15 protein-coding genes are annotated in these 14,492 nt (G+C 50.4%); 7 read left to right on the forward strand and 8 right to left on the reverse strand.

Annotated features, from left to right (window positions below; all coding sequences use genetic code 11):
- The 6 genes from IPJ88_17795 to IPJ88_17820 all read right to left on the reverse strand — a co-directional run bounded on the left by IPJ88_17795 (window position 1) and on the right by IPJ88_17820 (window position 5,201).
- Window positions 1-465: a YajQ family cyclic di-GMP-binding protein gene (locus tag IPJ88_17795; GenBank protein ID QQR89987.1), complete on the reverse strand. Its 465-nt coding sequence runs from the start codon at window positions 463-465 to the stop codon at window positions 1-3.
- 16 nt (window positions 466-481) lie between these two features.
- On the reverse strand, window positions 482-649 hold the full coding sequence (locus IPJ88_17800; protein ID QQR89988.1) for a hypothetical protein: 168 nt from the start codon (window positions 647-649) through the stop codon (window positions 482-484).
- The gene (locus IPJ88_17805) at window positions 646-1,695 is read right to left on the reverse strand and encodes a trypsin-like serine protease (GenBank protein ID QQR89989.1); all 1,050 of its coding nucleotides are present in this window, start codon (window positions 1,693-1,695) and stop codon (window positions 646-648) included. Before IPJ88_17805 ends, IPJ88_17800 begins: the two co-directional genes overlap by 4 nt.
- A gap of 71 nt (window positions 1,696-1,766) precedes the next feature.
- The gene (locus tag IPJ88_17810) at window positions 1,767-2,246 is read right to left on the reverse strand and encodes a hypothetical protein (protein ID QQR89990.1); all 480 of its coding nucleotides are present in this window, start codon (window positions 2,244-2,246) and stop codon (window positions 1,767-1,769) included.
- Window positions 2,247-3,191: 945 nt separating this feature from the next.
- Complete coding sequence (locus IPJ88_17815; GenBank protein QQR89991.1) at window positions 3,192-4,499, reverse strand: hypothetical protein; 1,308 nt, start codon at window positions 4,497-4,499, stop codon at window positions 3,192-3,194.
- Window positions 4,500-4,802: 303 nt separating this feature from the next.
- Window positions 4,803-5,201 (reverse strand): hypothetical protein, encoded by a 399-nt coding sequence (locus IPJ88_17820; GenBank protein QQR89992.1) that lies wholly within the window; start codon window positions 5,199-5,201, stop codon window positions 4,803-4,805.
- 259 nt (window positions 5,202-5,460) lie between these two features.
- On the opposite strand from IPJ88_17820, the gene IPJ88_17825 reads away from it, so the two are divergent.
- Window positions 5,461-5,691, forward strand: a complete 231-nt coding sequence (locus tag IPJ88_17825) for a hypothetical protein (GenBank protein ID QQR89993.1) — start codon at window positions 5,461-5,463, stop codon at window positions 5,689-5,691.
- A gap of 1 nt (window position 5,692) precedes the next feature.
- Here the strand turns inward: IPJ88_17825 and tsaB are convergent, their stop codons facing one another.
- Window positions 5,693-6,430 (reverse strand): tRNA (adenosine(37)-N6)-threonylcarbamoyltransferase complex dimerization subunit type 1 TsaB, encoded by a 738-nt coding sequence (tsaB, locus tag IPJ88_17830; protein ID QQR89994.1) that lies wholly within the window; start codon window positions 6,428-6,430, stop codon window positions 5,693-5,695.
- Between the two features lie 204 nt (window positions 6,431-6,634).
- On the opposite strand from tsaB, the gene IPJ88_17835 reads away from it, so the two are divergent.
- From IPJ88_17835 to IPJ88_17860, 6 genes are all read left to right on the forward strand, one after another.
- Window positions 6,635-7,621, forward strand: coding sequence for an ATP-binding cassette domain-containing protein (locus tag IPJ88_17835; protein QQR92081.1), 987 nt, complete (start codon window positions 6,635-6,637; stop codon window positions 7,619-7,621).
- Window positions 7,622-7,787: 166 nt separating this feature from the next.
- Window positions 7,788-8,351, forward strand: coding sequence for an ABC transporter permease subunit (locus IPJ88_17840; GenBank protein QQR89995.1), 564 nt, complete (start codon window positions 7,788-7,790; stop codon window positions 8,349-8,351).
- On the forward strand, window positions 8,352-10,064 hold the full coding sequence (locus IPJ88_17845; protein ID QQR89996.1) for a GldG family protein: 1,713 nt from the start codon (window positions 8,352-8,354) through the stop codon (window positions 10,062-10,064).
- A gap of 17 nt (window positions 10,065-10,081) precedes the next feature.
- A complete protein-coding gene (locus tag IPJ88_17850; GenBank protein QQR89997.1) occupies window positions 10,082-11,188 on the forward strand; it encodes a DUF4340 domain-containing protein in 1,107 nt (368 codons plus the stop codon).
- A 179-nt stretch (window positions 11,189-11,367) separates the two neighbouring features.
- Window positions 11,368-11,976 carry a penicillin-binding protein activator LpoB gene (locus IPJ88_17855; GenBank protein QQR89998.1) on the forward strand — a complete coding sequence of 203 codons (609 nt, stop codon included), beginning with the start codon at window positions 11,368-11,370 and terminating at the stop codon, window positions 11,974-11,976.
- A gap of 4 nt (window positions 11,977-11,980) precedes the next feature.
- Window positions 11,981-13,309: a hypothetical protein gene (locus IPJ88_17860; protein QQR89999.1), complete on the forward strand. Its 1,329-nt coding sequence runs from the start codon at window positions 11,981-11,983 to the stop codon at window positions 13,307-13,309.
- 7 nt (window positions 13,310-13,316) lie between these two features.
- Here the strand turns inward: IPJ88_17860 and IPJ88_17865 are convergent, their stop codons facing one another.
- The gene (locus IPJ88_17865) at window positions 13,317-14,264 is read right to left on the reverse strand and encodes a hypothetical protein (GenBank protein ID QQR90000.1); all 948 of its coding nucleotides are present in this window, start codon (window positions 14,262-14,264) and stop codon (window positions 13,317-13,319) included.
- Window positions 14,265-14,492 lie beyond the last annotated feature (228 nt).

The raw sequence follows: 14,492 nt of genomic DNA on the forward strand, positions 1-14,492 counted from the left end.
CTAAAGCTCGAGACCGAAGTCCTGTTCTTTGAGTAAGGCGATGGTTTCTTGAAGGTCGTCGCGTTTCTTGCCCGAGATACGCAGTTGATCGCCTTGAATCGAAGCTTGGACCTTAAGCTTGCTGTCTTTAATAAACTTGACCATTTTTTTAGCGGTCTCTTGGTCAACGCCCTCTTTGAGTTTGAGAAGCTGCCGGTAGATACCTTTGCCGCCGGGCTCGATCTTTTGCGGATCAAGTGCCTTCAGCGAAACTTTACGGCGCACGAGTTTGCTTTTTAAAACTTCAAGAACGGCTTCCACCCGGCCTTCGCTGTTGGACTTGAGCACAATGCCGTCGTCTGTTTTTTCAATTTCGCTTTGGGTGCCTTTAAAATCAAAGCGCTGGGTCACTTCTTGAGAGGCTTGCTTGATAGCATTATCGATTTCATGCTTGTCGAGTTCAGAGACCACATCGAAACTAGGCATAGCTTACTCCTTAGGTTTAGCTTAGAGGATGAGCGGTTTTTTGAGGGATCTTTGGCAGTTTGGCATCGCTGCCGCGAATGTAAAGCGGCTCAAGCGAATCGATGTCACTTGGGCCATGCTGCTCAAACTGGCGCACGGCTTCATCGGCCAGAAACGATGTTCGCTTGGCGCTGCAATTATTCAAGGATGATCGTCGCCGAACCATAGGTAACAGGCCTGACATCCGTCCCACACCCTGCTCCATCGTGCATCCCCTTCACAGGGCTGCTGGCTTTGTGGACCACATACCAAGGGAAAGCTCGTGCCCTTGGTATCCAACGAAAAGTTTTGCGGACGAGTGAGCTCGTACCACTGTTGTCCTTCGCTAGCGGCAAGTTCGAACTCCCATGGCGCAGCTACGCCTGAATTATTCTGCACGCAATTTGTAGTTGTTCCATCGTCGCCCATACATTCGCTAAGACGATCACCGTTGGAACAATACAAACGCCAATCATCGGCCTGGCTCGTCCATAACGCCGGTTGCTCCAAGCCAAGTCGTCGCCAAGCAAACTCACGTCCGAGTTGACCACAACTTGGTAAAAGCTCGCCTTGTTTTAGGCACCAATCGTCGGTATTGGGGTCGCACTCCCAGGTGTCGGTTGTGATGCGTTGACGGCATTCCTCAGCACTTTGAGCATTTCCGCACAATCGCACAATGGAAGGAATGAAAAAATTCGAAGATACAATCGGAGCTGCGATATTAATTTTGTAAGGATTCGTTGCTAGATCACATTGGCCTTTGAACCCATGGCTTTCAGAAATAACGCCAACCACTTGGCCGCGTGGAGAAATTAACGCGCCTCCACTGTCTCCTCGGCATGCGGCACCTGCTCCAGCGTCCTTACGCAAATTCTTGGGAAGGTATGTACTGTTCGCACTCACAAAGTGAAGGGCCTTTGGATCAAGTGACGGTTCACTGGCCTGTAGATTGGCAATCTCTTGGGAGGTCTTGCCACTTTCGGAAAGAAAGTTCGCCAAGGTCTCTTTGTATGAAGAAGTAGTGGTAATTCCATCGTTGACGAGACAAACGTCGGCTTCCCGCAGGTAAAGATTAAATCCGCCGGTTTCTTTGGAGCCTCTGCCCACAATGCGATAACCGCATGCAAAGGAACCGGTATCAAGCGGCTCCACAACAGGAGCGTAACTTAAGTCTACAATTCGATTTTCCTCGAAGCGGTGCTCATTAAGCACGATTACCGCTTGTTCATCTTCACCCCGGTGTAGCCCTTGAGTGAAGCGCGTATCGCCGTCTGGTACGGCCTTTAGAACAAATGCCGCTTTCGCAGAATTCCGTGGCTCTCGCCTTCTTGAGTAAACACTCCAATCGAAATGTCCCCTTGGCAGGACGATGGGACCAGATTTTCCACAACGTGCGCAGCTGTTGCCACCATGTTTGAGGCAATCACTAGGCCGGTTGCCGTCCAACATAGAGTAGGATTGTTTGGATCGAGATTATTGTTTTGGTATCCATACACAAGCACCACCCCGGGATATTTAGATGCATTGACATCGGTTCCGCCGGCAATAGCTTGCCCTGCGTTCGCGGTCCCTGGATCAGCGCCCAGTTCACATCCATACGAGACCAGGGCCAACAAGGCCCAGAACACTCCAGAAAACTTCTTTTGCAAAAACATCGGCGTTAACACCCCCCTAAAAACATTATCTCCATTTTGAAATGCACAAACCGTGCCAACCATGCAACTAGACGTGACTTGCCCGGTTATCACATCATAAACATCCATAACTATTGAGCATTTTCTTAATCTTGGCGATGCCGTAGCAGGTGGCACATTCTGAGCCAGACGGAAACAGTAGCACCCATCTAGGGCAAGCGTTCTAGACAGGGTTTGTTGGCCTCAAGACATGGGTAACAGTTTTGCCGCCGTTTGAAAGCGAAGGGATGCCTATCTGGACCGACCGATGTAAGGAGTGCTGCGGCAGAACACCACGTCAGACTTCTATTGGCGGCAATAAAGATTGGAACGATAAGCACATCAGCGAGAAGGTCGCGTAACATCATCTGACAGACAGCATCCCCAACCAGGGTGACTGTCACATCAAGTGTCAGCTACTACGGCTAACGTGACCGAAGGTGCAGCCAGTCGATGTGCCGACATGATGCACGTCCTAAAAACCGGCCATCTCATCGACGTCAAACCCGGGGCGATAAGGCATTGGGCAGCTCTTGGGTGTGCTTAGCGGATCCGTCGTGGGAATCACAGTTTACATGGTTCTGGTTCCTGGTCCGGACACCATCTTTCTCACGCCCGAATGACCCGCACCCGCAGTCGCCACTTGGAAGGCGGTTGCAGAAGTTTTCATGCACGGCTTGCACTATCTTCCACCGCACAGCGGAGAAGCGATGTTTATCGCAGCTATGCTCGGTATGGTAATGGCCATTGCCGAACAAAAGGCATCGATATCGATTTAAAAACACCTGCCAAGTGTCGCAAGCAAGGGGCTCGCGTTTTTCGATACACAAAATCCTGGCTGAGCCGTTTCGTTCTCGTGAGCGCTGAAAGCCACATCGGTATTGCTCACGCCATCGTAGGAATACTTAGCTTGTAAGCTGGTTTCCGGATAAAACGGTGAATGCGATTGTGGGGATCCTCACTTTTTTGTCATGGCTAGGCATCAGAAACAGTTTCGGACACCTTGACAGGAGTTTTTCGTTGCGGATTTTTTCTCTACTGAACGGAGCTCTTTACAAATTGATCTCTCCAGGTTTTTGCAGGATCACGTTCTGCATCCGGGTAGGCGCAAATGTGCACTGCATCCGGGATGCCTTGCAACGCAACCGATTCACCGAGTGCTACAAATTGCCCCGAAGGGAGTTTGCAGGCTTGTTCACAGGAATAACTGTCGATGTCGAAGCTCTTGACACACCGATGTCCCGTTGGACAAGGAATACTCCGCCACTTCGCACTACCCATCGGCTCAGCGGGAAGTGCCGATTCACTGTCTTGACCTGTGTTGTACGGAGCAATGCAGACAAACACGGAAAAAGGATCATCGTCGTGACAAGTGCTTTCTAGAAGAGCTGTACTCCCGCAACGCTCCGGAGATTCTAGATTCACTAAATTCTTTGCAGGCTCACTCAGTAGATGTTTCAGTGTCATGAACGCGTTTTGCCGGTAGGTAGGTTGCGTAAATATCTTCCCGTTAATTTCAATTTCAATTTCTCCGTCTTGATAGATAGGATCAAAACACCCCTCAATCGGATCAATATTTTTGCTGAAGAATGGATCTACTGGAGCATCCGCCCAACCCACCAAAGCGCTCTCGATACGCCCATCATTTTGTGCAGCACGTCCAAGAATATAATCCACACCCTGATACATCAATGCTTCACCGAATACATGAACTAGTCCAAAGGCATGTCCAAGTTCATGCGCAGCTATTAAAGCGAAGAAAGGAACCAGACTTCCAATACGTACATCTACGCCTTCCGGAGGCTTAGCGAGGTAGTAGTTAATGATCTTGCGCACAAACACGAAGACGACATCATTGGCGTTGACGTCACCACAGTCACTGCTTGAAATTCCAAACACATCGAAAGACCAGTCTTTTTCCTCCGCGCTTGAATATCGATGCACGGTATCAAAGACAACTGTATTGTAGGGACGATTGTCGGTGGGTCTATCCAAGGTGAAAACAAGCTCACCGGAATGAAGCTCCGAGAAAATCGCCTCAAGTTCTTTCTTGATCAAGAATGGAAATTGCTCACCCACCAAGCCGGAAGCAATAATTCCAGGCTCACGAATGATCCCCCGCTTAGCGGTCCAGTCGAAAAAACCTACTGAACTGGAAACATTCTCCGGCGCAAAAGCAACTGGTCCATCGGTGTAGGTGCCAGGTCCAAAATCCAAGAACACGGTATGCAACGCCGCCGTTTGCGAATCCCCATGTTCGCCAACGTCCGTAAGCCGCACTTCGCACCCAAAAACAAACAAGCAAACAAACAGCAAGCATCGGATTTTTTTCGACTGAAACATAAGCTTTAAAGACACGAAGTTATCGTAGCACTTGTTTTTATTAATCAACTCGACTTTCGCATTTAATAAACTCCGCTCCTTGTTTAGACCGGCCAGGTGTAGACTTGAAAACCTTAGCGTTGGGCCATATGTGCATTTTGATCTCGGCGGAACACTGTTTATTCGATTCCGAAGTTTATTGAATCGTTTTTGCATACTTTAACTGCTTTCTTGCCAAGTCATGCGTTCGATGATGCCACTGTTGTCCGGGGTCTAATGCATCCGCACAGACTTTTTCATCACCTTGCTGTTTCATGCAAACAGTTAGATACCCGAACCGCACACCATGATTTCATCATTTGTGGCTTCATATTCGGAACTAACCGGCGCGATCACACAACGCTGGGACTCACAGCGGACTACTTCCGGCGCACAGGAAAGGGGACAGCGCCAACCTTCAGGGTATGGAGCATCAAGCTCAGAAGTTAATTGTTCAAGAAACTCACGATTCTCGTACTTATTGATCCACAACTCAGAACAACCCATCTGTACACCCGTACAATCATCGACGGTTTCACAGTGGTTGAGTGTTTGCGCTTCTTCGTCAATAGCCGCATAGCGCTCCTCCTGCGTCATATCGGAAGACGAGTCCGAGTCACTCGAGCAGCCTACGACAGCCAACATGCCTATGAGAGCTAAAGAACTAAGAAGCAGTTTTGTCATTTGAACACCTCCTAGCAACTGGGAATGCAAGAGTGGTGCCATATGGAAATCACAAGATAATTCTCGAATTCAGTGTGCCAAATTGAGCCATCCAAAATAAGACTTATCGGACGCATACATGTATGGCTACAAAAAATGTTTCCATTGATATCGATGCGTCCGATCAAAAGACAAGACGTGTCTACAATGCGCTTCGAAGTTTCGGATTCGGCAATGTCATCGACCCGCCTGATGCGCTGAACCAACCCAACAAAGTATTATGCTTGGAAGAAAACCGTGGCGGATTGACATCTTAACGGGCGTTGATGGAATAGCATTCGAAGAAGCCTGGAGTAGCCGTTGCAAAATCGACTTTCACGGCATTCCGTCGAACGGAATTGGGTGTGAAGCACTTCTAGTCAATCAATTTGCTTCCGAACACAAAAAGGACTTGATGGATGCTGCACTCCTTCAAGACGCCAGCGCCGAGAGAGAAAAACCAAAGCCCTAAGCTAACTTTCTTCTCCCAAGACCGTTGATGATGTTTTTTGAGGGATCTTTGGCAGTTTGGCATCGCTGCCGCGAATGTAAAGCGGTTCAAGCGAATCGATGTCACTTGGGCCATGCTGCTCAAACTGGCGCACGGCTTCATCGGCCAGAAACGATGCACGCGGCGAGGCAAATACTTGAAACTGGTAGTTAGCCTGGTTCTTTAGTGATTCACGGATCAATGCGTCGTATTTTTGTAGCCCATCACCACTAATCACAAAGCGTGCTTCTTTAAACTCGTTAAGCAATAGATCGCAGGCAGCCTCTGCTGAACAATGCAAAGGAGCTAAACATTCCTGAAGCATACCATCAGGCTTACGTTGATAGACTGCCATGTATACTTCGTTTTTGTATGCGTCCATCATCACAACACTGAGTACGGAATCACTCGCGCTCATTGATGCTGTGCCGCGCAGCGAACAAACACCGACGAGCGGTATACCTGTTGCAAAAGCAAGGCCTTTCATCGTGGCTACGCCTACCCGCGTTCCCGTAAACGATCCTGGGCCAAGCCCTACGGCAAGCAGATCCATGTCCGTGAGCGCAAAACCGGCAAGCTCGAGTACATGTTTTACATGGGGTAAAACGGTCTCGCCGTGTTTGGCGCGGACGTGCGTGCTGAGCTCGGCCCGGAGCTGGCCGTCTTCAAGTAGCGCGATCGTACCCAGATAGGTCGAAGTATCTAAGGCCAAAACCTTCATCCCCTGTCGGTTAGCTCTCCTGCCTCGGGCCGTCAAGATGATAAAGGGCCGCAATCTTGAGCTTTTATCCAACTTGACAGCATACGCGAAGCCGTTACCATCCCGCGCTGGTAGAGATTGCCTCAATCTGGAATAAAAACAGCAACGTTTTTGTTCTTTCAACCAACATGAAAAACCTTCTGAGGGGTATCGATGAGTGAAGTGATGATCGAAGCCCGAAACCTGACCAAAGACTACGAGAGCGTCCGTGCCGTGGATGCGGTCAGTTTCGATGTCCATAAAGGCGAAGTACTGGGGTTTTTGGGCCCCAATGGCGCTGGGAAAACCACCACCATGAAAATCCTAACCGGCTTTATCGCGCCTAGCGAGGGTAATGCCAAAGTCAACGGTTTCGACGTTTTTGAGGATTCGCTTGGGGTGCGCAAGTCCATCGGGTATTTGCCAGAGCACACACCGCTTTATACTGAAATGGTCGTCTATGAGTACCTGAACTTCATGGCGGAGATGCGTGGACTGGAAGGAAACGATCTGCGAGCCAGCATTAAACGTGTGGTTGAGCAAACCGCGCTTGGCGACATGATCAGCCGTGAGATTCGTACCCTATCGCGTGGTTACCGACAACGTGTCGGCCTCGCCCAGGCCCTGATTCATGAGCCACCCATTTTGATTTTGGATGAGCCCTTGAGTGGCCTTGATCCAAACCAAGCCGCTGAGATCCGTGACCTTATTAAGGACATCGGCAAAGAGCGCACCATTATCTATTCGACGCATAATTTGGCCGAAGTACAAATGACCTGCAAACGCGTACTGATTATCGCGCAGGGTAAACTTGTTGCTGACGATAGCACGGAGCGGCTGCGTGAACGTGCTGGGCACTCCAAACACCTTGTGACCGTGCTTACGAAGGGCGACGAAGCCACCGCGCAGACCGCCAAAGCAGCTTTTGGCAAAATCGAACATGCAAGCGCAGTCAACGCACTTCAAAGCAGTGACAGCGAGTTGCGCTTGGAGGTCATTCCTAGTGACAATCAAGATCTCAGTGCTGAGATTTTCAAAGCAGCCGTGGCTGCCAACTTGGTGCTCACCGAACTTCATCGCGAAGGCCAAGATCTTGAAGAAGTCTTCCGAGAACTCACCCTACAAAACGATTCATCAAAAGCTAAAAACCAAAGCGCCGCCAAGGCTGCCTAAGTTTCAGGAGAGATTGGATGCATACGACGCTTACTATCGCCAAACGCCAACTTCGTAGTTATTTTAGTGGACCAGTGGCTTACATTGTCACCTGTCTATTTTTACTACTCATCGGCATTTTCTTTTGGCCCGATTTTTCTTAGTCAAACGCGCCACAGTACGAGACATGTTTCAAGTGGTCTCGATCCTGCTTGTCTTTGCTGCCCCGGCCATGACCATGGGCTCATTGGCTGAGGAAAAACGCACTGGCACCATCGAGCTTTTGATCACCCTCCCCGTACGCGATTGGGAAGTGATCATCGGCAAATTCTTAGCGGCCTTTGGTTTGTACTTGGTGATGCTCGCGGTCACAGTTGTTTATCCCATCAGCGTTTCGACCTTGGGAGACCTTGACTGGGGACCCGTGATTACAGGCTATCTTGCGCTCGCCTTGCAAGGCGCCGCGATGCTAGGCATTGGCCTGCTTGCATCAAGCTGGACCGACAATCAACTGGTTGCTTTTTTCATTGGCATCGCCCTTTGTTTTGGTTTTTGGTTTATCGACCGCTTCATTCCCTTTTTGCCTCGAGGAATCGCCTCGGTCACCGAGTGGGTTTCGCTAAGCTTTCACTTTCGCAGCATGATTCGCGGCGTCATCGACACCCGGAACGTGCTTTATTTCCTTTCCATTATTGGTTTTTCTCTAGCCCTAGCTTTCCGCTCACTCGAGCGCCGTCGTTGGAGTTCTTAAATGTCTGATACCAAGAAAAAACACAGTAAAGCGGCACGCGAGTCCGCGCTTTTCCTTGCCATCGTTGCAGCTTCATTGGTGCTATTAAATGTGCTTGGCACCTTTGTGTACGGACGCGTCGACCTTACCGAAAAAGACATGTTTTCATTGTCCAAAGGCTCGAAGAACCTGGCAAACCGTCTCAAAGACCGCTTGGAGATTCGCGCTTATTTCACCAAGGACCTGCCCTATCCTTACAACGCTCTTGAGCGTTATAGCCGCGACATCCTCGAAGAATACGAAGCGGCATCGGATGGCAAAATCCACGTGAGATACATCACTCCAGAAACAGACGAAGAAAAAGAAGATGCTCAGCGCGATGGCGTTCAGCAAATTCCCACGCCGGATTTGCGCGAAGATCGCATTGGCGAAGTGCAAGCCTTCCGCGGCATGAGCTTCCACTACCTTGGCAACACCAAAGCCATTCCTTACTTGGAAAACACCCAAGGTCTTGAATACCAGATCACCCAAACCATCAAAGAGCTCGCCGGCGAAAAACTTCTCATCGGTGTGCTCAAAGGACATGAAAGCCCAAGCCTCGAAAAGGGTCTGACAGGCATCAAACAAACCCTGCAAGGCACATACGACTTTCAGGAAATTGATGGCGATGCCGACATTCCAATTGATATGCGCGCAATTTTGGTGGTCAATCCCCAAACGCCACTAAGTGAGATTGAAATTGCAAACCTGCGTGGTTTTGTAAACCGTGGCGGCTCCCTTGGTATTTTCGGTGGCTCTCGAAAGCTTCCGGAGCAGTTGCTCAACGGTGCTGCAAGCCAAGCGGATTCAAGTCTCAACACTTTACTCAAACCTTGGGGCGTAAGCATTGATTCTGGCATGGTAGCCGATGCTGAATGTGGAAGCGTCAATGCACCGACCAACATACCAGGCCTTGCACTGCCGGTGCGCTATCCTCTACTTCCTGAGGTACGTATCTCAGAAGAGCAAGCTGAGCATCCAGTACTCTTCAGGCTCAACCAGTTGCAACTGCCATTTACCTCGCGTGTAACGGTAAGCAACAAAGCCAAAACCTCCAGTGCTTACAAGACAGAAGTCCTGGCCAAGAGCTCTGACAACTCCTGGCTTATTAATGATGCCGAAATCGACCTATCCCCTCGGCAACAATGGTATCCCTCCGCACAACTTGGACCTTTCCCGCTTGCGGTGGCGCTTGAAGGCAAGCTCGGTGAGAACGCGAACGAAGGTCCCATGAGCACGCCGGATGGCGACGACGCCAAGAAAAACGAAAAAGTCGCACGTGTACTTGTTGTGGGCTCAGGCTTCGCCATCGAGGATCGTGCCCTGCCCCCTGCCGATCCACGCACCGGCGAGCGCCCGATGACCAGCACCTTAGCCTTTGCGCTAAATACAGTGGACTGGCTCGCTCAGGATGCAGACATGGTTGGCATTCGCGCCAAGAATGTTGAAGAGCCAGCGCTCAAAGATCCTGCTCTTGAATCCGCTCAAGGCGAGGTCATGGAGGCCCTTCAGGAGCGTGATCAAGATAAAGCCAACGCTGCCTTCGAACGACTTAAAGAAGCACGGGCGAAATGGGGAGCGACAAAGTCTCTTTACCGCTGGTTTCACACCTTGGGATTGCCGGTGGCTTTTGCTGTCTTTGGCTTTTTCTGGTGGCGAAAACGTAAACATCACTTTGCTAACATCAAGCTCTAATCCAACGAGGCATTACAATGGTTAAAGAAAAACGTCTTGCAGTAGGTTTTATGGTGATGCTGGTGCTCATAGGCCTAACCGCCTGGGCTTTTGCCTCACGCCGTGCTGAACTTAAAGGAGACAGCGTAGCAGGGGCTTCGCTACCACCTATCCCCGCTAACAAACTCGATGAAATCGAGATTTACAAAAGCGCTGATGACTATGTTCGTCTGTCCAAAGTGGACGGCAAGTGGGTTGTAAGTGCGCCGGTTCAAGGCGAAGCGGACAGCTCGGCGGCTGATACAGCTGTCGAAAAACTCACAGAGCTAAAAGTAACAGGCGTTGCCGCTACGCACAAAGACAACCACAAAGCCCTTGAGATCGACGATCAAACGGGCATCCGTGTTATTGCCAAAGAAAAAGGAAAAACACTTGCTGATCTTGTGCTAGGCGTTTCACGTTCCGGAAGCACCATGGTGCGCGAGCACGGTAAAGACAAAGTGCTTTCGGTTGCAGGATCCATCAAATGGACTTTCGCTAAAGACTTAAAAAGCTGGCGTAATCGAAAAATCCTTGCGCTCGAAGCAGGCAAGATTGCACGCGTAGATTACAAACACGACAATGTATCATTTAGTCTAGTCAATAAAGACGGCAGCTGGGATCTTGCAGATGGCAGCAAAGCCATCAAGAAATTCAGCGCAAGCAAAGCACAGTCTTTGGTAAACAATGTAGCGAGCCTCAATGCAACTGACTTCGCCGCAGACTCCGTGACTCCAGAACAAGCTGGCTTGGATCACCCAAACGCTACGGTCACCGTCAGTATGCAAGCCGCTGAAGGCACTAAGCCCGAAGTTCACACCGTTATCATCGGCAAGAAAAACCCCAGCGATGAAAACCAATACTTTATTCAGCGCACGGATAAGCCCATTATTTATCTCACCACCAAATACATTGCCGAACGCTTGATGCCGACTGAAAAAGACCTGCAAGAGGACGAAAAGAAAGAAGGCGATGCGCCACCTACACCGCTACCTGGCGCCGGTATGCCTGGCATGCCGCCGGGAGCCGGCGGAGGTCAGCAACTACCTCCTGAGGTCATGAGACAGATTCAACAGCAACTTCAGCAACAGCAAGGCATGCAATAGTCAGGATTGAGATGGGTAGCGGTCCATTTTGTGCTGAGAGCGCATTTGCTCGTCACATCTCTGGCACAAAGGGCACTAATGCCTGTCCTCAATTTTGTATCTAGACTTTTCCCTGCGGGTGTGTAGGCTCTGGACTAAATTCGGGGCCACCCATCATTAATTTCTTGCAGGAGTCGGACATGTTTAACAAAGTTTCAGCACTTTTAGCTGCCTCAACCCTATTGCTATGTGCCTGCGGAGGCAGCCCCCACGTGGTGCGTGGCTCCCAATCGCCCGGTCTTGACGATGCGGCCTATAGCACCGGTCTTGACCGTCATGATTTGCAGCAGCTCATGCACGAGAATTTCAAGGCACTATGGAGTTCTCCCGTGGTGACGCGTTGGCAAGAAGAAGGTCGCGCTGGCAAACGCCCAACCATTGCTGCTACGCCGATTCGCAACGAAACAAGCGAGCACATCGACAGCACTCTCAACGCCTTGATTAGTGACGTTGAAACCGAACTCGTTAACTCCAATCTCTTTCGAGTCGTAAGCCTTGAGAACCAACAAGACTTACTCAACGAAATCCGTGCTCAACAGTCCGATGGCTTTGACCAAGCTGAAGCCGCTGCTTGGGGAAGGCAACTCGGCGTGCGCTACATCATGACCGGCAAGGTTTTCACGACCGACGAGCGAGCCGCAGAGTCACGCCGGGTTCAGTACTACATGTTTATGCAGGTCATGTCCGTTGAAACCGGCGAAATCATGTTTCAGAATAAATCTGAACTTACCAAAGCCATCGTAAGCTAAACACGTGACACTACGTCTGCCCTCACACAAAAAAGCAGCCAGCTTCTCCTGGAGCTTGGCTGCTTTTTTGCTCTTACTTAGCGCCTGCGCAGGCCACGATAAGCGAACTGCCGATGCACGCGCGGCGCTCGATCAAGGAAGCCCCTGGGCAGCCATCGATGCGCTAAATAAAGAACTCGATGTCGAGAGCGCCGATAGACAACCTGACGCTCTTGAAGACGATGATTCCTTGCTCTTGCTTGATCGAGCCATGGTTTTGCAGCAGGTAGGTCGCTACGATTTCTCAAGTGCCGATCTGCAACTTTCTGACAAGCACATCGAAGTCTTGGATTTTTCACGCGGTGCCCTCGACGATCTCGGAAAATACATGTTTTCCGATGATTCAGGACCCTATCAAGCCCCTGCTTACGAAAAGATCATGATTAACACCGCCAACATGATCAATTACCTATGCCAAGGAAACTTTAGTGGCGCACGCATTGAAGCAAGACGCTTTGCCACCATGCAAAGTTTTTTGCGCAATCAAGATCCCGAACTTGTAGCTCCACTTGCACTCGGCAATACGATCGCTGGCCTTAGTTTCGAAGCAAGCGGCGATATTGCAACCGCTTTGAACCACTACCGCGATGCGCAGCAAAGCGCCGAACAAAACCAAGCCAGCGAATGGCAAAACGCCATGCATAGCTGGCCTCAAAAAGGCCAAAAGGCCGAATGCTCAAGCCCAGAAGGTTGCGGCACGCTCATCGCTATCATCGGCGCAGGCCGAGTGGCAGCCAAAGTCTCAAAACGTATCCCGATTGGTTTGGCGCTTACCTACGCAAGCAGCTTCATCAGTCCTTACAATCGCAACAAAGCGGCTTACTTAGCCGGTCAAGGTTTGGTGACTTGGATTAATTTTCCAGAAATGGGCAAAGCACGTGAGGTCACAAGTCCACCGGTGCTCTACGTGGATGGACAACGCAGCGATGCTCCCGAGATTGCGAATTTGAACGCCATTTCGAGACGTGCTTGGAAAAGCGCGCAAGGTGCTTTGATTGCATCGGCCATCACACGCCTCATCACACGTGCCGCAGCCGGTGAACTAACTCGCCGAGCTGTGGGCGGCGTTGCAGGAGCGCTCATCAGCCTAGGCGGTCAAGCCGCCCTTACCGCCAACGACACCCCAGATACGCGCAGCTGGTCTACCCTCCCCGCGAAGTTCTATGTTGCACGCATTACGCTGCCCGCCGGCGAACACAGCGTTCGCTTCACCTCCCAAGGCCTAAGCGACGCAAAGAAAATCACCGTCAACAAAGACAGCATGCTCGTCGTAAACTTCCTTGCTCTCCGCTGATCCACAATCAGATTTCCCATCCGAAGATGAGAGTTGGCTCGAACAGGCCGGTGGTTTGACCGTTTTCGACCTCGGCTCCGAGAAGCGCAACGAACAACACGCGCATGGGATCCACGGGAGACCAAAATAAGGTCGGCCCCGCTAAGGCTTCATAGGCGTCGAAGGCAAAGCGCGCTCCTGGAGCATCAACCATTTCGAGTTTTACTTCTGCACCAAGCGAGAAACGCGAATCCACCATGGAGTAAGCCAACGCTGTGGTGAGTTGATATTCGTGGGCTTCACCGCCACCGAGCTCCCGTTCAAAGACAAGGTTTGAGGCAAAAAACCAACGTTGACCAAACTGCTCAGCAAGTAAAAGCTTGCCTTCCAACTTTACCGGGGCATCCCTTTGACGCACCACTTCAAAATAAAGCGTGGGGTTTAAGAAAATCTTCCCCCAATCGGCAAGCGCATAACGAAGCTCTAGTTTTTCTCGCTGCAGCTGGTAGCTACCATCCAAGCCAAGTTGTTCAGTCTGCAAATAAACATCAAGTTGCAAACGATAGCCCAAACCAAATTCAACCTCAAACTGACTGCGGTTTCGAGCATCCGTTGCATCGCGTAAACTTGTTTTGTTTTCCCACCAATACTCAAACGCAAACGTCCCTGCAGGGCGTACATAAGAACGGGTATTGGCAAAACGTCGAAAAGAGGTCCAGCGTGGCTGTTTGTACGAACCAATGAGCTGAAGTTCTTTGACTGACGGTACAACCGCGGTAGCGCCATATACTGGAGGCATATCGTACACGTGGCGTCCCGGAATAGTTGTCACTGCATGTGGATTTAAGCTTTCGTTCTCCGATTGCTTTGCACTTGCTCGATGAGCAGCCTTGGCTACCTCTCCAGTGTTCTCCTGCGCATGTGCATGTCCGCAGAAACAAACCAGCCCGACTAAAGCAAGCTTCCAACTTCGCATCACCCCTCCACCGATATGGAATTTACCTTCAATAACTAATTACTAAAGCAATTCCAAGCTGTTTTTCCAAGAAGCCAATCAGCAGTACAGGAGTCGAATGTGCGTCTATTGTCGTAGCGTTCTGCGCACGGATCATTAATTTGAGCGCTGCATGTCTCTAGAGCGAGGCATGAAGTTGCTAGTGTGCTTTCCTAGCAACTTTATCTAAACCTTCGCACTTGCGTGCCC

The sequence above is a fragment of the Myxococcales bacterium genome (genome assembly GCA_016699535.1).
In the GTDB taxonomy this organism is placed as follows: Bacteria; Myxococcota_A; Polyangia; order Polyangiales.